Source organism: Pseudomonas viciae, from assembly GCF_004786035.1.
Lineage (GTDB): Bacteria > Pseudomonadota > Gammaproteobacteria > Pseudomonadales > Pseudomonadaceae > Aquipseudomonas > Aquipseudomonas viciae.
The window spans coordinates 4296036-4317376 of sequence record NZ_CP035088.1; the positions used below are offsets into that span (position 1 = coordinate 4296036).

16 protein-coding genes are annotated in these 21341 nt (G+C 61.3%); 10 read left to right on the forward strand and 6 right to left on the reverse strand.

Annotated elements, in window-relative coordinates:
• The first annotated feature begins 12 nt into the window (after positions 1-12).
• The 4 genes from EPZ47_RS18555 (at position 13) to EPZ47_RS18570 (ending at position 5170) form a co-directional block, all read left to right on the forward strand.
• Positions 13-1659, forward strand: coding sequence for a bifunctional 3-(3-hydroxy-phenyl)propionate/3-hydroxycinnamic acid hydroxylase (locus tag EPZ47_RS18555; RefSeq protein WP_135846142.1), 1647 nt, complete (start codon positions 13-15; stop codon positions 1657-1659).
• 24 nt (positions 1660-1683) lie between these two features.
• Complete coding sequence (locus tag EPZ47_RS18560; protein ID WP_135846143.1) at positions 1684-2532, forward strand: VOC family protein; 849 nt, start codon at positions 1684-1686, stop codon at positions 2530-2532.
• A gap of 73 nt (positions 2533-2605) precedes the next feature.
• Complete coding sequence (locus EPZ47_RS18565; protein ID WP_135846144.1) at positions 2606-4084, forward strand: aldehyde dehydrogenase family protein; 1479 nt, start codon at positions 2606-2608, stop codon at positions 4082-4084.
• An 87-nt stretch (positions 4085-4171) separates the two neighbouring features.
• Positions 4172-5170: a helix-turn-helix domain-containing protein gene (locus EPZ47_RS18570; RefSeq protein WP_135846145.1), complete on the forward strand. Its 999-nt coding sequence runs from the start codon at positions 4172-4174 to the stop codon at positions 5168-5170.
• A gap of 134 nt (positions 5171-5304) precedes the next feature.
• Here the strand turns inward: EPZ47_RS18570 and EPZ47_RS18575 are convergent, their stop codons facing one another.
• From EPZ47_RS18575 to EPZ47_RS18585, 3 genes are read right to left on the reverse strand one after another with little or no spacing between them, the layout of a single operon-like run.
• The gene (locus EPZ47_RS18575; protein WP_135846146.1) at positions 5305-6702 is read right to left on the reverse strand and encodes an efflux transporter outer membrane subunit; all 1398 of its coding nucleotides are present in this window, start codon (positions 6700-6702) and stop codon (positions 5305-5307) included.
• Positions 6699-9845 carry an efflux RND transporter permease subunit gene (locus EPZ47_RS18580; RefSeq protein WP_135846147.1) on the reverse strand — a complete coding sequence of 1049 codons (3147 nt, stop codon included), beginning with the start codon at positions 9843-9845 and terminating at the stop codon, positions 6699-6701. Before EPZ47_RS18580 ends, EPZ47_RS18575 begins: the two co-directional genes overlap by 4 nt.
• A 2-nt stretch (positions 9846-9847) precedes the next feature.
• Positions 9848-11041 (reverse strand): efflux RND transporter periplasmic adaptor subunit, encoded by a 1194-nt coding sequence (locus tag EPZ47_RS18585; RefSeq protein ID WP_135846148.1) that lies wholly within the window; start codon positions 11039-11041, stop codon positions 9848-9850.
• 144 nt (positions 11042-11185) lie between these two features.
• Here EPZ47_RS18585 and baeS point away from each other — a divergent pair, with 144 nt between their 5' ends.
• Both baeS and EPZ47_RS18595 read left to right on the forward strand, forming a co-directional pair.
• On the forward strand, positions 11186-12571 hold the full coding sequence (gene baeS / locus EPZ47_RS18590; RefSeq protein WP_135846149.1) for a sensor histidine kinase efflux regulator BaeS: 1386 nt from the start codon (positions 11186-11188) through the stop codon (positions 12569-12571).
• Between the two features lie 3 nt (positions 12572-12574).
• Positions 12575-13258 carry a response regulator gene (locus EPZ47_RS18595; protein ID WP_135846150.1) on the forward strand — a complete coding sequence of 228 codons (684 nt, stop codon included), beginning with the start codon at positions 12575-12577 and terminating at the stop codon, positions 13256-13258.
• Between the two features lie 246 nt (positions 13259-13504).
• Here the strand turns inward: EPZ47_RS18595 and EPZ47_RS18600 are convergent, their stop codons facing one another.
• From EPZ47_RS18600 to EPZ47_RS18610, 3 genes are all read right to left on the reverse strand, one after another.
• Entirely contained in the window at positions 13505-13954 is a 450-nt protein-coding gene (locus EPZ47_RS18600; protein ID WP_135846151.1) for a hypothetical protein, read from the reverse strand.
• 107 nt (positions 13955-14061) lie between these two features.
• Positions 14062-15321, reverse strand: coding sequence for a HAMP domain-containing sensor histidine kinase (locus EPZ47_RS18605; protein ID WP_135846152.1), 1260 nt, complete (start codon positions 15319-15321; stop codon positions 14062-14064).
• A complete protein-coding gene (locus EPZ47_RS18610) occupies positions 15318-16004 on the reverse strand; it encodes a response regulator transcription factor (RefSeq protein ID WP_135846153.1) in 687 nt (228 codons plus the stop codon). Before EPZ47_RS18610 ends, EPZ47_RS18605 begins: the two co-directional genes overlap by 4 nt.
• A gap of 224 nt (positions 16005-16228) precedes the next feature.
• Between EPZ47_RS18610 and bamA the strand changes: the two genes are divergently transcribed.
• The 4 genes from bamA to EPZ47_RS18630 all read left to right on the forward strand — a co-directional run bounded on the left by bamA (position 16229) and on the right by EPZ47_RS18630 (position 21317).
• Positions 16229-18595 carry an outer membrane protein assembly factor BamA gene (gene bamA / locus EPZ47_RS18615; RefSeq protein WP_135846154.1) on the forward strand — a complete coding sequence of 789 codons (2367 nt, stop codon included), beginning with the start codon at positions 16229-16231 and terminating at the stop codon, positions 18593-18595.
• Positions 18596-18722: 127 nt separating this feature from the next.
• The gene (locus EPZ47_RS18620) at positions 18723-18986 is read left to right on the forward strand and encodes a hypothetical protein (RefSeq protein ID WP_135846155.1); all 264 of its coding nucleotides are present in this window, start codon (positions 18723-18725) and stop codon (positions 18984-18986) included.
• A gap of 82 nt (positions 18987-19068) precedes the next feature.
• The gene (locus tag EPZ47_RS31025; RefSeq protein WP_135848033.1) at positions 19069-19155 is read left to right on the forward strand and encodes a small membrane protein YohP; all 87 of its coding nucleotides are present in this window, start codon (positions 19069-19071) and stop codon (positions 19153-19155) included.
• Between the two features lie 152 nt (positions 19156-19307).
• Positions 19308-21317: a DKNYY domain-containing protein gene (locus EPZ47_RS18630; RefSeq protein ID WP_135846156.1), complete on the forward strand. Its 2010-nt coding sequence runs from the start codon at positions 19308-19310 to the stop codon at positions 21315-21317.
• The last annotated feature ends 24 nt before the right edge of the window (positions 21318-21341 follow it).

A 21341-nucleotide genomic window follows, 5' to 3' on the forward strand; every position in this document is an offset into this window, starting at 1 on the left:
AAGGGAATAACAATGACAACCCTCAAACGTCTCAATACCCAGGTACTGGTCATCGGTGCCGGCCCTACCGGGCTGACCCTGGCCAACCTGCTCGGCCAGGCCAATGTCGACACTTTGATCATCGATCGCAAGCCCGGCACTGTGACCGAGCCACGGGCGGTTTCGATCGACGATGAATCCCTGCGCACCATGCAGGCCATCGGTCTGGACCAAGCTGTGCTCAAGGACGTGGTTCCCGGCTACGGCGTGCACTATTTCACCCGGCCCGGCGGCCGTTGCTTTGGCAAGGTCGAGCCGACCGGCAAGCTGTACGGTTTCCCCAAGCGCAATGCCTTTCGCCAACCGCTGTTCGAGGCCACGCTCAAGGCAGGCCTCGAACGCTTTGCCAGTCTCAAGGCACGCTTCAGCCACGAGCTGCTGGAGTTTCATCAAGACCAGCATGGCGTGCGTGCGCTGATTCGTGACGCTGATGGCGAACTGTTGGAAGTCCAAGCAGCCTATCTGGTGGCCTGCGACGGTGGCCGCAGCCCGGTACGCAAACAACTCGGGATCGAGATGGTCGGTTCGAGCTTCTCCTCGCGCTGGCTGGTGGTCGATACCGACCAGGATGACGACCCGTTCTGGCAAACCCGCGTGTATTGCGATGCCCGGCGCCCAGTGGTTGACGTGCCCGGTCCTCACCGTACGCGCCGCTTCGAGTTTCTGCTGAAGGCGGACGAAACCGATGAGCAGGTGCTCGGCGAAACCCGCCTGCAGGCGCTGCTGCGTCCGTTCAAGGGTGAAGCGCCGGTTTCCATCGTGCGCAAGACGGTCTACACCTTCCACGCCCGGGTCGCCGAGCGCTGGCAGGTGGAGCGCGTGTTCCTCGCCGGTGACGCCGCGCACCTGACCCCGCCCTATGCCGGCCAAGGCATGAACAGCGGTGTGCGCGATGCCCACAACCTGGGCTGGAAGCTGATCGGCGTGCTGAAAGGAAAAATGGCGGAAACCGCCCTGCTGTCTTACGAAAGCGAGCGACGCGATCATGCCTGGGCATTGATCAAGCTGGCCTTGAACCTCGGCGTGGTCATGGCGCCGGCCACTGTCCTTCGCGCTCGCCTGATCAGTTCTGCGTTCGCCTTGATCGGCCTGTTGCCACCGTTGCGGGACTATTTCCTGCAAATGCGTTTCAAGCCCAAGCCCCGGTTCACCAAAGGCCTGGTACTGACCGAGGGTGAAGCCGGGAAACTGTCCTGCGGGCAGATGTTCCCGCAACCGATGCTCACCGATGCCCATGGCCACGAATGCCTGCTCGATGAGGCCATCGGCGCCGGCTTCGCCTTGATTCAATACGGCGCACCTACCCGGCAACGGCTCGATGAACTCAAGCATGGCTTCTGGAACCATCTGGAAGCCAAACGGATCCTGATCCTCCCCGAGCCCATCGAAGCCATGCCGACGATTCCTGGCTGCACAGTGCTCCAGGACCGGGACGGTTTGCTCAAGGCCATACTGGGCGAATCAAACCGGTTTCTGCTGCTGCGCCCGGATCGCTATATCGCCGCCATTTTCGACAAGGCCACCGAAACAGAAGCTGCCGAAGCGTTGCAGTCGCTGTTGGGCATCGCCGCGACGAGAAGCAGCGAAATCGAGTCGGGCATCGCCCCCGCCTTTCACTGAACCTTTCAAGCCCCCGAGGTGTTTATGCAAACACTCCAGACTTCCACACCGGCACGCTTGTGCTACCTGCACCTGGCGAGCAAAGAACCGCAACGGCAGATCGATTTCTATCGCCGACTGCTGGACATGGACAGCTCGGCGCAGGCCGACGGCAGCTGGCTACTCAGCGGCCCGCAACGGGCCATGCTCGTGTCGCCGGCTGACCACAGTGGCCTGCTCGCGGCGGCGTTTGACCTGGGCGATCAGGCTCGACTGACAGCGCTGCGGCTTCGCCTGGTCGAGAGCGGCTGTGCTGTCGAAGCGCTCGACTCGCCGTTACTCGAACCCGGTGCCTTCCTGATCCATGATCCCCAGGGTCGGCAAACGATCTTCGGGGTGTCGCGCAGCCACGCCGCTGTTGATCGACATGGCATGCCTGGCCGCCTGCAGCACGTGGTGTTCCAGACCACTGAACTGGAAGCGATGATCGATTTCTACGTCAACACGGTGGGGTTTACCGTCTCGGACAATGTCGTGGATGAGCAGAGCGGCCAGCTCATGACGTGTTTCCTGCGCTCGGACGATGAGCATCACACACTGGCGTTTTTCCGTGGTTCGAAAAACGAGTGGGATCATCACTGCTACGAAACCAACGAATGGAACGACATTCGCGACTGGGGTGATCGCTTCGCCAAGGAGCGCATCACCCTCTTCTTCGGCCCTGGCCGGCATGGGCCAGGCAACAACCTGTTCTTCATGGTGGTCGATGCCGACCGCAACCGCCTGGAGTTCTCCGCCGAGCTGGAAGTCACCGAGGCCTCGCGCCAACCCGGCGTCTGGCCCCAGGAGGAATACACGCTCAATTCCTGGGGACGTGCCTGGATCCGAAGCTGAGCCCTTTTCATCGACAGCGTTGGCACCCTCAACTGCTTGAACGACGCGATCACCTGCCGCCAAAGGTAAGATTATGACCACTCAACCGCTCGCCCCTTACGCCATCACTGGCGACCAATACATCAACGGCACCTGGCGTGCCGGTCGCTCCGCGCGCCGCCTGGACGACCGCAACCCGTTCAACGGCGAACAACTGCTGGAAATGCCGTTGGCCTCGATCGGCGATCTCGATGACGCCTATCAGGCCGCCCATCAAGCGCAAGCAGCCTGGGCCCAACTGCACCCGACACAGCGCAGCGCATACCTTGAAAAACTCGCCCTGGTTATCCAGGACCGTCGTGACGAAATCGTTGACTGGCTGATTCGTGAGTCGGGCAGCACCCGGATCAAGGCGAGCATGGAATGGCAGTTCACGCTCAACCTTGTGCGCGAGTGCACAAGCATGCCGATGCAGGTCGAGGGACGCATCCTCACCAGCTACAAGCCCGGCGAACAGAGCTTCGTGTTTCGCGAGCCGCTCGGCGTGGTGGGTGTGATCAGCCCGTGGAACTTCCCGTTGTACCTGAGCATGCGTTCGGTGGTGCCGGCGCTGGCGCTGGGTAACACCATCGTGCTCAAGCCCGCCAGCGACACGGCAGTGACCGGCGGCCTGCTGATTGCCCACCTGTTCGAAGAAGCCGGCTTCCCGCAAGGCTCGCTCAACGTCGTGGTCGGTGCCGGTTCGGAGATTGGCGACGCCTTCGTCGCGCATCCCGTACCGAGCCTGATTTCCTTCACCGGCTCGACGGATGTGGGCCGTAATGTCGGGCGCATTGCTACCGGCGGCAAACACATCAAGCGTGTCGCCCTGGAGCTGGGTGGCAATGCTCCACTGGTGGTGCTCGATGACGCGGATGTTGAAATAGCCGCCCACGCTGCGGTAGTCGGACGCTTCCTGCACCAAGGGCAGATCTGCATGAGCGTCAACCGGGTGATCGTCGACCGTTCGCTGTATGCCGACTTCGCCGCGCTGGTGGTGGAACGCGTGCGCAACCTCAAGACCGGCGACCCGGCCAAGGCAGACACGGTGATCGGGCCGGTGGTCAATCAGAGCCAGCTCGATGGCCTGCTGCGTAAAATCGACGGGGCCCAGAGCGCCGGCCTCAAGCCGCTGTGTGGCGGCCCGGCCTCCGGGCTAGTGCTGCCTGCCCACGTGTTCGGTGAGGTGGGGGCCGATCAGGAACTGGCCCGCGATGAAACGTTCGGGCCTTTGCTGCCGCTGCTGATCGCCGAGAACGAAGGTCACGCCTTGGCGTTGGCGAACGCCAGTGAATATGGCCTGTCCAGCGCGGTGTTCACCCGAGACATGGCCCGTGGCTTGAACTTCGCCCGGGGCATTGTCGCGGGCATGACCCATATCAACGACATCACGGTCGATGACCAACCCAACGCGCCCTTCGGCGGTGAAAAGAACTCCGGGCTCGGCCGCTTCAATGGTCACTATGCCTTGGACGAATTCACCCGTGCCCATTGGGTCACCTGGCAGCCCGGAAGCCATCACTACCCTTTTTGATCACTAACCCGCAGGGACGCAGCCAGGATTGGGCAAGTTGACCTCTTTGCCCAATCAACAAAAAACAATAAAAAATAGAGGCGACAAATGACCCATTTAGCCTGTGTGTCCACTGATCAGGTTGTGCGTTCCGATCGGCTGATGAAGTGGAAAGAATTCATGAGTGACCACCTGGGTCGCACGCCGGACTATGTCAAACGTCTGGAGTCGACCTTCATCGATCCGTTGCATGACAGCAACTTCCAGGGCCGGCTGGAGTACGGAGACCTGGGCCAGCTGCGGTTCTGTCGAATGACCGCCAGTGCCCATCGCTACTCCCGTCATCTGAGCAAGGCCATCGACTCCCTCGAGACGCCGCGCATGTTGATCCTGCAGATTGCGGGGGTCAGCCATTTCGAGCAGGGGCAACAACGCAGCGTACTGGCGCCTGACGAAATGCTCCTGGTCGACTGCGGAAAACCTTTCGACGTCACCAGCACCCAAGGCTGCGAACACTTCATCCTGCTGTTCCAGGGCGCCCCTGGACAACTCGCGCCAACCGGCGACATGCACCTTAATGGTCGCAACGGCCTGGGCCGGATGCTGATGCACCTGGTCAGCGATGCCTACAACCAATACCCCTTGCTCAACAACCATTCGGCCGGGCTGATCGGCGACAGCATCACCGGTCTGCTGGATAACGCACTGAAGAACAAGCAGGAAGAAAAGCAACTCGAACACGACTTCCGCTTCTTCAAGCAGAACCGCCTCAAGGCGTATATCGAACGCCATCTGGCCGACCGCGACCTGACCATCGAACGCATCGCCAACGCCGAGCAGTGCTCGGTACGCAGCCTGCACCGGGCGTTTCAGGATGAACTGGGGTGCAGCGTCAGCGAGTACATCTGGCAGCGGCGCCTGGCCCGCTGCGCCGAAGACCTGCGCAGCCGGGAACATGCCCATCGCTCACTCACCGAGATCGCCTACGCCTGGGGCTATGGCAGCAGCTCCCACTTCAGCCGACACTTCAAATCGACCTTCGGCATGTCGCCCCGGCTGTTCCGGGAAACCGCGAGCGACAGCCGGGTCAAATCGACGGCGGCGTGAGCCAATTTTCAATCCGTATGGGATTTGTTCGCGATGGCGGTGGGTCAGTTTGCGGTGATGTTGAATGTGCCGCCTTCGCGAGCAAGCCCGCTCGCACAGATTCAGGTCATTGGCATTGCGCCCTCGCCCTGCCCTTAATTCCAGCCGCCCCCCATCACCTTGTACAACGTCACCCGGTTGCTCTGTTCGGTCAGACGCAGGCTGATCAGGTCCTGTTGGGCGCTGTAGAGGGAACGCTGGGCATCCAGGGCTTCGAGATAGCTTTGCGAACCGCCGCGGTACAGGGCATCGGAGAGTTCGAAGCTCTTGCGGCTGGCGTCAGTCAACGCCTGCTGGGCCTCGATGCGGCGATCCAGGGTGCTGCGCACCGCCAGGGCATCGGCCACTTCCTTGAAGGCGCTTTGCAGTGTCTGCTGATAGGTCTGCACCTGAATCTCGCGCTCGGTCTTGGCCGCGTCCAGCGTTGCGCGGTTGCTGCCACCGTCGAAGATCGGCAGGCTGACGCTCGGGGCGAACGACCAGGCGCCACTGCCGGACTTGAACAGGCTGGACAAGGCCGAACTGGAAGAACCGGCACTGGCCGTCAGGCTGATGCTCGGGAAGAACGCCGCACGGGCCGCGCCGATGTCGATATTGGCCGACTTGAGTGTGTGTTCGGCGGCCAATACATCCGGACGCCGTTGCAGCAGGCTGGAAGGCAGCTCGGCCGGTACCTGGACCAGCGCCGCAGCCGATTCCAGGGTCGAGCCTGGCAGCAGTTCCTCGGGAACATCACTGCCCACCAGCAGGCGCAGGGCATTGCGATCCTGGAGAATCTGGCTTTCATACGCCGCCGCGTCGGCCCGGGCTGACTCCACGGTGGTTTGCGCCTGGGCCACCGACAATCCGGAGGAACCACCCAGTGCGTGGCTGCGCTGGGTCAATTCGTAGGTCGCCAGCTGACTGCGCAAGGTCTCCTGGGCCAGGTGCAGCCGCTCGTTGTCCGCCGCCAGGGTCAACCAGGCCGTGGCCACTTCGGCCACCAGGCTGATCTGCGTGCTGCGCCGGGTTTCGGTCAGGGCCAGATAGTCTTCCAGCGCTTCGTCCTGCAGGTTCTGCACCCGCCCGAACAGGTCCACTTCATAACTGCTCAGCCCCAGTTGCGCGCTGTAGTCATGGGTGGTGGTCGCCGAGCCGCTGTTGGACAACGAGCCGGGTGTACGACTGTGGGTGCCACTGACGCTGGCATCGATCGACGGTAAAGACTCCGCGCGCTGGATGCGGTATTGCGCCTGGGCCTTTTCGACGTTCAGGGCGGCCAGGCGCAGGTCGCGATTGTTGCTCAGCGCCAGAGTCTGCAAGCGTGCCAGACGGCTGTCAGTGAAAAACTGTTGCCACTCGATGTCGGCGGCCACCTGCCCCTTGGGTGTGCTGGCGGGCGCCAGCCATTGCTCGGCGATCGGCGCCTCGGGGCGCTCGTACTGCGGCGCCAGATTGATGCAGCCACCGAGCAGCGCGAGGACGGCCAGCAAGGGCCAACGGAACTTGATCATGCGTCACCTGACTGGGTGGTTGGAACGGAAGTCGACGCCGTGGAAACCCGGGAAAAACGCCGGCGAATCTGCACGAAGAACAACGGTACGAAAAAGATCCCCAGCACCGTGGCGGACAACATCCCGCCCAGCACCCCGGTACCAATGGCCTGGCGCCCGGCGGAACCTGCGCCGCTGCTCAGGGCCAGGGGCAACACACCGAACATGAAGGCCAGGGATGTCATCAGAATCGGCCGCAAGCGTTGGCGCACGGCAATCAGCGTCGCTTCCCGCAAGCTGTTGCCCCGCTCTTGCAGGTGTTTGGCGAACTCGACGATCAGAATCGCGTTCTTGGCCGCCAACCCCACGGTGGTCAATAGCCCGACCTGGAAATAGACATCGTTGCTCAAGCCACTGAAACGGGTGGCCAGCACCGCGCCCACCACCCCCAGCGGCACCACCAGCATCACCGAAAAAGGCACAGACCAACTCTCATAGAGCGCGGCCAGGCACAGGAATACAAACAGCACCGATATCCCGTACAGCAACGGTGCCTGCGAACCGGAAAGGCGCAGTTGATAGGACTGCCCGGTCCACTCGTAACCGATGCCCTCCGGCAATTGCTTGATAATCGCTTCCACCGCGTCCATGGCGTCCCCGGAACTGACCCCGGGCGCCGGGTCGCCGACCACCTCCAGCGACGCGTTGCCGTTGTAGCGTTCCAGCAACGGCGAGCCGTAGCTCCAGGCACTGCTGGCGAACGAGGAAAAAGGCACCATCTCGTTGTTGCTGTTGCGCACGAACCAATGCTCCAGGTCGGCCGCCTGCATGCGCGACGCAGCCTCGCCCTGGACATAGACCTTCTTCACCCGGCCCTGGTTGAGGAAGTCATTGACGTAAGTGCCGCCCAACGCCGTGGACAGCGTGGTGTTGATGTCGCTGGTGCTCAGGCTCAAGGCCCCGGCCTTGCGATCATCGATGCTGACCTTGAGCTGCGGTGCGTCATCCAGGCCATTGCTGCGCACCCCGAGCAAACGAGGATCCTGGTTGGCCAGTTCGATGAATTTTTCCCGCGCCGCCACCAGCGCGTCATGCCCCAGGCCGGCGAGATCCTTGAGTTGCAGGTCGAAGCCGGACGTCTGCCCCAGGCCGCGCACGGCCGGTGGCTGCATGACGAACACATTGGCATCGCCGATGCTCGACAGCGCCATGGTCGCGCGCTGGGCAATGGACGCCGCATCCTGCCCGGCCCCGGTACGCTCGCTCCAGTCCTTGAGGCGGATAAAGGCACGGGCGCTGTTCTGGCTGTTGCCGTTCATGCCCAGGCCGGAAATGCTGATCAGCGCTTCGACTTCCGGTTGCTCGAGGAGGTAGCTTTCGAACTGTTTGACCACCGCTTGAGTACGGCTGTCTGTAGCCCCTACCGGCAACTGCACCTGAGCCATGAGAATGCCCTGGTCTTCATCGGGCAGGAACGACGTTGGCAGGCTCAGATAACCGGCAGCCATCACCAGCACCACCAGCCCGTACACCAGCCAACTGACGCGCCCGCGCTGCAAAATGCCCCCCACCCGACGTTTATAGGCCTCGGCAGCCCGCTCGAATGTGCGGTTGAACCAGCCGAAGAAACCCCGTTGCGCGCCATGCCCCTCAGCGTCGGAAGGCTTGAGCAGGGTCGCGCACAATGCCGGCGTCAGCGTCATCGCTACCAGCACCGAGAGCACCATGGCCGAAACAATGGTGACCGAAAACTGCCGATAGATAACCCCCGTGGAGCCGCCAAAAAAAGCCATGGGAATGAACACCGCGCTGAGCACCAAGGCGATGCCGACCAGGGCGCTGGTGATTTCATCCATCGACTGGCGCGTGGCGTCCAGGGCCGACAACCCCTGCTCGCCCATCACCCGTTCGACGTTCTCCACCACCACAATCGCATCGTCCACCAACAGGCCGATGGCCAGGACCATGGCGAACATGGTCAAGGTATTGATCGAATAACCGAACAGCGCCAGCACGCCAAACGTACCGAGCAGCACCACCGGCACGGTGATCGCCGGGATCAGCGTCGCCCGCAGGTTCTGCAGGAACAGGAACATGATCAGTACCACCAGGACGATGGCCTCGCCCAAGGACTTGACCACCTCTTCGATGGACAGGCTGACAAACGGTGTGGTGTCGTAGGCGATCACGTTCTTGAGCTGCATTTCAGCCGGATAGAACGGCTCGAGCTCCTTGAGCTTGGCCTTCACCGCTTCACCCACGTTCAGGGCATTGGCCCCGGCGGCGAGCTGTACGCCCATGGCGGCCGCGGGTTTACCGTTAAGGGCGGAACTCACGTCGTAGCTTTCACTGCCCAATTCAACCCGCGCCACATCCCCGAGCAGTACCACGGCACCGTTGCTGGTGGACTTGACCACCACATTGCGAAACTCTTCGACGGTTTGCAGCTTGCTGCGGGCGCTGATGGTGGCGTTCAACTGCTGGCCCTTCACCGCCGGCATGGCGCCGAGCTGACCGGCGGAGACCTCAGTGTTCTGCGCCTCCAGGGCACTGCTGATGTCCGAGGGCATCAGCGCATATTTCTCCATCAGCGCCGGATCCAGCCAGATGCGCATGGCGTAGCCTGAACCCAAGGTCTGCACATCACCAACGCCGTCGATGCGGCTGATGGAATCGAGCAAGGTGCTGGAAATGTAGTCGCCGATCTGGGTGCCGGTGACGCTCGGGTTGTCGGACGCCAGGGCGGCAATCATCAGGAAGTCCGAACCGCCCTTGGTCACGGTCAAGCCCTCGCTTTGCACCGACTGCGGCAGCCTCGATTCAGCCTGTTGCAGCTTGTTCTGCACCTGCATCTGGGCCACGTCCGGGTTCGTGCCGGCGGTGAAGGTCAGGCTGATGCTGGCACTGCCGTCCGAACTGCTGGAGGCCGACATGTAGGTCAGGTTATCCAGGCCTTTCATCTGCTGCTCGATGACTTGGGTCACCGAGTCTTCCACGGTCTTGGCCGAGGCGCCGGTGTAGGTCGCGGAAATACGCACCGTCGGCGGCGCGATGTCCGGGTACTGCTCCAGGGGCAACTGGCTGATGGACAAGGCGCCAGCGAGCATGATGACGATGGCGATGACCCAGGCAAAAATCGGCCGGTCGATAAAGAAACGCGCCATGTTCAACCCTCCTGCGCAATGGCAACAGGCGTCGCTTTCTGCGTACGGCTGCGGGTGCCGGTGTTCTGTGCCACGACGCTGTCACCGACCCGGACTTTCTGCCCGCCCTCGACAATCACCTGGTCTCCCGCGTTCAGCCCAGCCGTGACCCACCACTGGTTGTCCACGGCGCGGTCGATGGTCAGCAGCCGCTGCTCGACCTTGCCGTTGACCACCAGCAGCACCGAGGTCGCGCCGCTGGCGCTGCGGGTCACGGCCTTCTGTGGAATCAGGATCGCCTTATCGTCCCGCGCCTGTTCCAGGACTGCCCGCACGTACATGCCCGGCAGCAACAACCGCTCCGGGTTGGCGATTTGCGCCCGCAAGGTCACGGTGCCGGTGCCTTCATTGACGCTGACCCCGCTGAACTTCAAGCGCCCCTCATGGGCGTAGGTACTGCCGTCATCGAGCTTGAGACTGATCCGCGCTTCGCCTTCACCATTGCTCTGGAGCACACCGCTGGCCAGGTCACGCTTGAGGCGCAGCAGCTCGGTGGTCGACTGGGTGACGTCGACATACATCGGGTCCAACTGCTGCACCGTGGTCAGTGCGCTGTCTTGGTTGGCAACCACCAGCGCGCCAGGGGTGACCGTCGAGGTTTCGATGCGGCCGCTGACGGGAGAACTGATGCGGGTATACGCCAGGTTGATGCGTGCGGTGTCGACATCGGCCTGGGCCACTTGCAATTCCGCTTCGGCGGTCAGCAGGCTGGCCTGGGCATCCTCGTTGTCCTGCTGGCTGATGGCATCGATTTTCACCAACTGTGCATCACGCTTGGCCTTGGCCTGGGCTGACTTCAAGGTGGCGCGTGCCTTGGCGAGGTTGGCCTGGGCTTCAGCCAGCGCGGCCTTGTAGGAGGAAGCATCCAGTTGATACAACGCCTGCCCGGCCTTGACCTCGGCGCCTTCGACAAACAGTCGCTGCTGGACGATACCGCCCACCTGCGGGCGAATCTCGGCGACCATGAATGCCTGGGTGCGCCCGGCCAGCTCCGTGGTCAGCGCCTGGCTTTGCGGCTGCACGGTAATCACTGAAACCTTCGGCGGTTCGAGCACCGGGGCGGATTCGCCGGAGCAACCGCCCAACAGGAACAGAATGATCAAGCACACCAGGACGGCGGCGGTCACCAGGGATTTGGCGAATAATTTGGTCGACATAAATGCCTCTGCAAGACGGATGGTTCAAGCCAGGCGCCATACTGCGAGGCAAATGTGCAGGAAAATTGAAGATTGCCCGCCGCCCTTGAATCTTCATCGCACCAGGGCCTAAATGGATGGGCATTCATCGACCTGCCCGAGCCCATGAAACTGAGCATCTCCACCAAGCTGTTTATTGCCGTACTGGCCAGCGTGCTATTCGTCATCCTGAGCATGGGGGTGGCCAACGGCTGGAGCTTTGGCAAAGGTTTCCTCGACTACCTCAACGAACAGGCGCTGTTGCGCATGACGCCGGTGCTACCGCGCCTGGCCAACGCCTACGCGCGCGAGGGCGACTGGGAATTCCTGCGCAACCAGCCGGATCGCTGGTTCGAACTGCTGCGCCCGGAACCGGGGGAAAACGACAGCGACCCGCAGCGGCCGTCCATGCCGATGTCCGACCTGACCGGCGCGGTATTTCGCATCGCCCTGCTGGACCAGCAAAAACAGTTGGTCATGGGTTACTCGGCGATTGCCAACGACGCCCTCATGCGCCCGGTGGAGGTTGGCGGCAAAACCGTCGGCTGGCTGGCGGTGACGCCGTTCCAGAACGTGACCGAAGCCGGCGGCGAACGTTTTCGGCAGTACCTGGTGCGCACCAGCCTGGCCATGGGCGTGTTCTCGTTGCTATTGGCGATGCTGATCGCCTGGTGGATCGCCCGCACCCTGCTCGACCCGGTCAAGCGAGTGGCCGCTGCCACGCACCGGCTGGCCGCCGGCGAATACAGCAACCGGGTGACGGTGTCCTCCAATGACGAAGTCGGTCAGTTGGCGCGGGACTTCAATCAACTGGCGTATACCCTGGAGCGCAACGAGAAAATGCGCCGGGAGTTCATGGCCGATGTGTCCCATGAACTGCGCACCCCGCTGTCGGTATTGCGCGGAGAGCTGGAGGCCATCGAAGACGGCGTGCGCACCCTCGATCAAGCCTCGATGAAATCGCTGCAAGGCGAAGTCGGCATGCTCAGCAAACTGGTGGACGATCTGTATGAACTGTCCCTGGCCGATGTCGGCGCGCTGACTTACCGCAAGAGCGAATGCGATCTCAACGACCTGCTGGACGGCTGCGTGGCGATGTTCCAGGAACGCTGCAACACCCGGCATCTGCGTTTGGAGCTGGAGCTGCCGACAACGCCGCTGGAGGTCGAAGCCGACCCCAAACGCCTGCAGCAACTGTTCGGCAATCTGCTGGAAAATGCGGTGCGCTATACCGATGAAGGCGGTGTGCTGCGCATTCGTGCCGCCAGCGAGGGTGACGTGGTGCGCATCGATTTTCTCGACTCCGGCCCCGGGGTCGATGCGGATCAATTGCCACGGCTGTTCGAGCGCTTTTACCGCGGCGAAACCTCACGCAATCGCGCCAGCGGTGGCGCCGGCCTGGGGCTCGCCATCTGCCACAGCATCGCCCTGGCCCACGGCGGCAGCCTCAGCGCCGATCACTCGCCGCTGGGTGGTCTTTGGCTGACCCTGCGCCTGCCACGGAACGCCTGAACCATGACCGATGACAGTCCGATCCTTATCGTCGAAGACGAACCCAAACTGGCCGCATTGATGCGCGACTACCTGATCGCCGCCGGCTACGCGACCCAATGCCTGGACAATGGCCTTCAAGTGGTGCCAGCGGTACGGGTCAACGAGCCGCGGCTGATCCTGCTCGACCTGATGCTGCCGGGGCGTGACGGCCTGCAAGTGTGCCAGGAGCTACGTAGTTTCAGCGCTGTGCCGATCATCATGATCACCGCCCGCGTCGAGGAAGTGGACCGCCTGCTCGGGCTGGACCTGGGGGCCGACGACTACATCTGCAAGCCCTTCAGCCCTCGCGAAGTGGTGGCCCGGGTCAAGGCGATCCTGCGGCGCAGCCCGCAACTTCTGAACTCTGCGCCAAAGCGTCTGCTGATTGACGAAGAACAGTACCTGGCGTCTTTCGACGGCATCGCCCTGGACCTCACACCGCTGGAGCTACGCCTGCTCAGCACCCTCGCCCGCTCCCCGGGGCGGGTGTTTTCCCGGGACCAGTTGCTGGACCGGATCTATTCCGATCACCGGGTGGTCACCGATCGCACCGTCGACAGTCATATCCGTAACCTGCGGCGCAAGCTCGAACAGGCCTGCCCGGGTGAACAGCCGATTGAGTCGTTGTATGGGGTGGGTTATCGGTTTCAGCTTGCCGATGGCTGAGGCGTTGCAGCAAAACGAGGCAGCCTCATAGCCGGCCTGATTTGGGCGAGCCCGCTCCCACAGGTTTTTGTGTCGTTTGCAGATACAGTGAACACCCGCAGCCCCATGTGGGAGCGAGATTGCTCGCGACAGCGGTCGTTCAGCTACATAGATGCTGGGGGTCTCCTGCTCTGCTTTGGCTGTTGATCTTGGCGCCCCATTAAACAGACATTGCGCAGTGAGCACCCCGGCACCTCGAAGTCGAGCCTACTGATCCGCCGAATAGATAATAGTTTGCGCGCTGTCGCCCATAGCAGGCCGACGAGTGAAGTAGGTATCGCCTTCATCCGTCTGGATCTCGTAGTCAACCTTGCTGGCAACACAACTCGATGCATCGGTGTGCTTGATGATTTTCAGCACCCGCTGGAACTTCACGCTTTGCGTACCATTCTGGGCGGGGCCGGTGAGCACATTGACCTTCTGGAACCAGCCTTCCTGCTTTTTGTTCGACACCAGCGTGCCGGTCAGGGCTTCAAAGCGCTCCAGACGGGTAAAGCCCCAGAGCGTCTGCTCCTCAACCACTTTGCCCGGGGTGGCGGAACCCGTGAAGACAAACAGGTTGAGGCCCGGATTGTCCTCGCAGAAGAAGTCGTAGGGCACCAGGCCGTCAACCATTCTCTTGCCGGGGACGAAGCCCTTCTTATGAACCAGAAACATGAGCACCTCCACGCTGAGACATCAGCAAACGCTGAGTAAGTTAGAGCGCAAAGTCTACTGAGACGGGGCGTACAGAGCCGTCAAGCCAATGTAATATCGTGTAAAGATCATGCCTGATGGGGCAAGCTGATTTCCACGGTCAGCCCACCGGCTGGCTCGTTGCGCGCCATGATCGTGCCGCCGTGTATTTCCACGGCCCTAGAAGCGATTGCCAAGCCCAGGCCGAAACCGGCACTGCTGTCGTTCAGGCCCCGCTCGAACGGATGGAAAATATCCTGCAAGCGGTCGTTTTCAACACCCGGGCCCTGATCGCTAATCCGCACCGTCAGGCAGCCTGCCTCGGGGTTGGTCTCAGCCACGACCACCACCGTGCTCCCCGGCCGGGTATAACGCACCGCATTTCGAATGACGTTCTCGAAACAGCGATACAACAGTTCGCCGCTGACTCGACTGATAAAGGCCGAGCCCGCCTGCAAACTGACCTGGCAACCTTTCATTTGCGCCTCGAATCGAGCGTCCTCGACGATCACCGACAGCAATTCAACCATATCGATTGGCTCACGCTCGATACTCTCAGGCCGCCCCTGCATGCGCGCCAGGGTCAACAACGCCTCGATCAGCGTGTCCATGCGCACCGACTCACGGTCGATGCGTTCGACCATTTCCAGGCGAGCCGGATCTTGCTGCAGCAGCCCGATGGCCGCTTGCATGCGGGTCAACGGTGAGCGCAATTCGTGGGAGATGTCGTGCAGCAAGTGTTGCTGGGCCTCTACCAGCAGTTTCAACTGGTTGGCCATTCGGTCGCAGTCCTCGGCCAGATCGACGACTTCATCCCGGCGCGCGCCCATCATCGGCTTGACCCGTGTTTCGAAGCGCCCCTGGGCCACGTCGCTCATGGCCCGCCGAAGATAGGCCAGCGGCCATGCCAGGTAGAACGCCATATAACCACTGAACAACGCACTCATGACCGTGCCGATGATCAACGGTGTCCAGGGGCTTGGCCCTTTGTCACGCTCTTTACCCAAGGGATGAGTAGACCTGAGCGACAGCGCAGCACCGTCCTTGCTGACGACCGAGCGCTCATAGGCCGGTTGCGTAACCGGTGCCCCGGCCAGCAGTTGACCGGCACTGTCATACACGCCAACGGCCTGGTCCGCCGGGTGCTCCCACACCGCCAGCAGTTGCCGGCCCGACTCCACGCCAAACTGGCGCAACAGCTGTTCTTCGGTGGCCAGGATGGTTTCCAGATGAGGATCCCCGGGCCTGGAACTGCCCATCACCAGGATGCCCAACCCGACCAGAAACGTCAGGCTGGTGGAGAGCCAGAACGCCAGGAACAGTTTCCAGAACAGCCGGCTGGGTTTCATTGTTCGGCGATCATCAGGTAACCGAGGCCACGCACGCTCTGGATCCAGGCCTTGGTGTCGGGGCGAGGTCCGAGCTTGTGGCGAATGCTGCTGATGTGCACGTCGATACGCCGGTCGTAGCGGGTCAAAGGGCAGCCCAAGGCGTTGAGGGACAGGTCCTGTTTGCTTACCACCTGCCCGGCACAACGGGCCAGCTCTTCGAGCAGGCTGAACTCGGTGCTGGTTACCGCCAGCTCGCGTCCATGCCACTGGGCCTGGCGCTTGCCGGGCCACAAGACCAGCGGGCCGGTCCTGATCACTTCGCTGGTGGGCTGGTCCGCCGGCTGCACCCGGCGCATGATCGCCCGTAGACGCGCCACCAACTCCCCCGGTGAGCTGGGCTTGGGCACATAGTCATCGGCCCCCAGTTCCAGGCCGGTGATTTTGTCGATGTTGTCGCCACGGGCCGTGAGCAACACCACCGGCACCTGATTCACCGCCCGAATGCGCCTGAGCACCTCAATACCCGACAGCCCCGGCAGCATCACGTCCAGCACCACGATGCTATAGCGACCGGAGAGCGCCTGCACCTCGCCCTCCTCGCCGGTGTGCACGGCCGTCGCCTCAAAGCCTTCACGCTCCAGGTATTGGCTGAGCATTCCCGTCAGTTCCTGGTCATCGTCGACAAGCAATACGCGGATCATGGGACGCTCTTGAGTGGAGGGCGGTGCATTATCGCCCTTGCATGGCACAGCGTCATCGCCGCGAGCCAACCTTTACCTAACTTGACATTGGGTTAACCGCACCAAACGCACCGAGCTTTTATGCTGCACTTCCACCAGCCTGCTCGCTGCGCGGTGACTTGTCTTGCTGTGAGATATCCGCGCCCGCCTACGCTGCTTGTCGATGTGTCCTGGATAAGATCTTGATGAATTTTTCGCGCCTGCTCTGCTCGGCTGCACTGCTGCTCAATGCCACATTTGCACACGCTCAAGGCTTCAAAATTTCCGACATCCGTATCAACGGCCTTCAGCGCGTTTCCGCCGGCAGCGTGTTCGGCGCCTTGCCATTGAACGTGGGTGATCAAGCGGATGAGCGGCGCCTGGTGGAGTCCACCCGCGCGTTGTTCAAGACCGGTTTCTTCCAGGACATCCAACTGGGACACGACGCCGATGTCCTGGTCATCACGGTAGTGGAGCGCCCGTCGGTCGCCAGTATCGAGATCGAAGGCAACAAGGCGATCTCCACTGAAGACCTGATGAAAGGCCTCAAGCAATCCGGCCTGGCCGAAGGCGAGATCTTCCAGCGCGCCACCCTCGAAGGCGTGCGTAACGAGCTGCAGCGCCAATACGTCGCCCAGGGTCGCTACTCGGCCACCGTCGATGCCGAAGTGATCGCGCAACCGCGTAACCGTGTGGGCCTGAAAATCAAGATAGACGAAGGCGCCGTCGCAGCGATCCAGCACATCAATGTGGTGGGCAATACCGTCTTCACCACGCAAGAATTGACCGATCAATTCACCCTCAAGACCAGCAACTGGCTGTCGTTCTTCAAGAACGACGACAAGTACGCCCGCGAAAAACTCTCCGGTGACCTCGAGCGCCTGCGTTCCTACTACCTGGACCGTGGCTACATCAACATGGACATCGCTTCGACCCAGGTGTCCATCACCCCGGACAAGAAGCACGTCTACATCACCGTCAACGTCACCGAAGGCCAGAAGTACACCGTCCGTGACGTCAAGCTCAGCGGTGACCTGAAAGTGCCTGAGGACCAGCTCAAGTCGCTGCTGCTGGTGCAGAAAAACCAGGTGTTCTCGCGCAAGATCATGACCACGACCTCGGACTTGATCACCCGTCGCCTGGGCAACGAGGGCTACACCTTTGCCAACGTCAACGCGGTGCCGACTCCGCACAATGAAGACCATAGCGTCGACATCACTTTCGCTGTCGACCCGGGTAAGCGCGCCTACGTCAACCGCATCAACTTCCGGGGCAACACCAAGACCGCCGACGAAGTGCTGCGCCGAGAAATGCGCCAGATGGAAGGGGGGTGGGCGTCGACCTACCTGATCGACCAGTCCAAGACCCGCCTGGAGCGCCTGGGCTTTTTCAAGGAGGTCAACGTCGAGACCCCGGCCGTACCGGGCATCGATGACCAGGTCGACGTGAATTACAGCGTCGAGGAACAGGCCTCCGGTTCGATCACCGCCAGCGTCGGTTTCTCCCAGAGCGCCGGCCTGATCCTCGGTGGTTCGATCACCCAGAACAACTTCCTCGGCAGCGGCAACTACGCCAGCCTCGGCCTGACCCGTTCGTCTTACCAAAGCAAGTACAACATCGGCTTCACCGACCCTTATTTCACGCCGGACGGCGTGAGCCTGGGCTATAACGCGTTCTACAGCGCCACCGACTATAACGAGTATTACGATGACGACAATTCGTACTACTCCATCAATAGCTTTGGTGCCGGGACCACGGTGGGCTACCCGATCAATGAAACCTCACGGCTGAGCTTCGGCGTGACGGTGCAACATGACAGCATCGAAGCCGGCACCTACAGTTCTGATGAGATCTACGACTTTATCCAACGCGAAGGCAGCGAGTTCACCAACCTCAAGGCCAACCTCGGCTGGTCGGAATCGACCCTCAACCGCGCCGTGCTGGCGACCCGTGGCCATTCGCAAAACCTCAACCTGATGATGACCGTGCCGGGCAGCGACTTGAATTTCTACAAGCTCGACTACACCGGGCAAACCTTTGTGCCGGTCACCGACGCCACCTCCCTGCGGTTCCATACCAAACTCGGCTACGGCAACAGCTACGGCTCGACCGACGGCCTGCCGTTCTACGAGAACTACACCGCCGGTGGCGAGGGCTCGGTGCGCGGCTTCGAAAGCGGCACCCTCGGCCCCCACAGCACACCGGCCACCGGCACCTATGCCAGTGAAGGACAGAAGTATTATTCCGACCGCGACACCGAATCACTGGGCGGCAACATCCTCATCACCGGCGGCGTGGAATACCTGTTCCCGATGCCCTTTATCAAAGACAACAAATCCGTGCGCACGTCGGTGTTCTGGGACGTTGGCAGCGTGTACTCCAACAAGTGCTACCTGAGCACCACCCAGGGCTGCGACGGAGTCGACCTCGACCAGATGGCCAGTTCCGTCGGCGTTGGAGTGACCTGGTACAGTCCGTTGGGGCCGTTGAGTGTCAACCTGGCCTTCCCGGTACGCACGCCTGAAAACGCGGATACGCAGGTGTTCCAGTTCTCCATGGGGCAGACTTTTTAAGCCTGGCGACTCGTCCAGATCCGCGAGACGCGCCGCTCATCAATAAATCTCAAAAACCCCAAACAGCTGCCGATACCCAGATAAGACCCCAGTGGCTGGGTTTCAGGATTGAACGGCGGACCAGGTAATGACAGAGATTTATCTGCTGATAGCACACGGCACGGATCAGGGCGAAGCGTACGTTCTGGGTTGGTTCGATGACAGGGCCAAAGCCAGGGAAGTGGCCGAGCAGAAAGAGTGGGAGGCTTACCGCGCCAGCTTGAAGGCGGAGCATCCATGGTCAACCCACAAACCCTTGGCGCCGGACCAGACCGACTATCGGCGCTACTGGATCAAGACCATTTCCAAGTTTGACCAGGTGCCTGTTCCAAGATCCTTCGCGGTTCATTGATCAGCCGTGAGTGAACATTCAACGAAACGAGCGGTGTCGAGGGTGGTCTAGAAGATTAAGCCCATCCGATGAGAGCATTGTCATGTTGAAATTTCTTGGCGGCACCGTAGGTATCATCTTCATCATCGGCCTGATCGTGGTCATTGGCCTGCTCAGTTTGATCTTCTGATCGCGACAGCGCGCCCCCTGGCCTGGGGTTCCATTTCTCTGGCCTGAACAAGCCCAATCTTTTCAGATTGGGCTAAATGATTGCGGCCAGCCGGCTCCGGGATTCATGATGGCATGAATCCCGGAGCCTTTAGCGGTTAGCCAAGCAATAACATGACAGACATAGAAACGGATATCGCTGACTGGGAGCCGCTGAATCTTGAGTGGCATCAGACCTTCGCATTTCTGGACGGTGCGCTACTGGGCGACGGGCAAGTACCGGATGTGTACATCATGCTCAACGCTGAAGGCCAGCAGCCCCACGAGATAGCACAACGCGCCAGCACTGGGCATTATCCGCCCTCCCCCTTGCTGGCCGGTCAATCGGTTTGGCGGCATCGACGCAATCCTCGGCTCTTGCGCGATGCCCTGCGCGATTACTACCTGCTCCCCGGCTACCTCGAGCGCCTTGGTTACCACGCCCTGCACGCGCTAGCGTTTCGGTTCGACAAGGGCCTGGAAAACCTGGGTTACCAATACTGGCGTGACGAAACCGGCGCCTATTGGTTCGGCGAGTACTCGATCACCCAAATCCCGGAGGCAAGACCCGCCAGTCTTGCCCTGCTGGAGTCGTCGCCAGCGTCGGTGACTTCAGCGTCTGCGCTGTTCAGTGACGGCGTGAATATCTTTCTGCATGGGCAATTCATCGCCAGCGCCACGGCCCGGGTTCGTTATTGCAATCATCCGTCCTATCGCGTGATCGACGATCAGGTCTACAAGGGCTTCAAGCCGCTGCACCAAAAGGACGGCTCGCCGCTGCCAGTCGCCAACCCGCACGACTTCCAGATGCTCGCGCCCCGTTGGGGCACGGATGGACAGTCGATCATCGTGCAGGCGCAGCAAGGCTCAAGCATTTCATACGAGTACTTCTACCGCATCGACAATGCCGACCTGGCAACCTTCACCGTGCTTAACGAACGCTACGCCAAAGACCGGCAACGCGCCTATTACCTGACCGGCAAGACCATTCGCTACGTTGGCGATTTCCGCCTGCTCAAGTGCTGGCAGCCGGCGTTCGATGAGTGCGGTCGCGTGGTCAGCGCCAGCGAACGCGAAGATGGCTATTTTGCCGTGGACGACAAGTTCGTCTACGCAGCCGGGACTCGCCTGCGTGACGCCCATGGCCCGAGTTTTCGTCACCTGGGGTTCGATTATTACCGTGATCACCAGCACGCCTACAGGCGCCAGAAACGCCTTGATGTCGACGTAGAGAGCTTCGTGGTGACGCAGCTCTATCAGAATGAACAGGATTACTCGCCCGTACTGGCAGGTGACAAGAACGGCCCACTGGGCTCCGGCGGCGTCATCGATGCGGCCATGCAACGGGCATGGGCACCCTACTTCGAGGCGCATCCGCAACGGCAGGACTATTGGTGGCATCGCCTGCAAGCACTGCCTGACGCCGCGCAAACCCACACCGAAACGGAGCCCTTACGGGCCATCGGTCTCGGTTTCGAGCTGGGCCGTCAGGTGTATTTCCATGGTCGCGTGATCAACGGGCTGGACGCGGCGAGTTTCAAATTGCTCGACACTCATCTGTGCGGCGATGCCAAGGGCTTGTATCTGATCCCGTTTCATAACGCCGAAACCGACGTCCCCGAACGGTTTTCCGAGGAGCCAGCGGAGCATTTCCGCTCACTGGGTGCGCCCTACCTGACTGACGGTAAGACCGTGTTCTGTCACCGGATTTTTTACCATCCCCCGGAACCGATTCGTAAGGCGCAAGCAGCCACGTTCGAATCCTGCGGCCATGGTTGGGCCAAGGACCGAGAGGCGGTGTATTACTATGGCGAGACGAAAAAACGTCTGCATCCCTCCAATACCCGCATTCTCGGTACTTATGCCGTCAGCCCCACGCTGATCCTTTCGGAAGGCAAGCCGCTGGACGTGGCGTTCGATCCCGATGAGGTCCGCGTGCCGCATCCCGATTTTTTGCAATTGGGCACGCGTAAGTTGTTCTGTCGCCGGCGCCCGCTGAGCGCCAAGCGCATCGACCTGGCCACCCTCGAGTTTCTGACTGAGCGCTATGCCCGGGACCGACATCGAATCTACCATTACGACGGTTATGCAACCCTGACCGAAGTTGACGAGGCGCAGTATCGGGAATCGCTCGGTCATCGCTGATGACCAACTCCCGGTGCTCCGCCG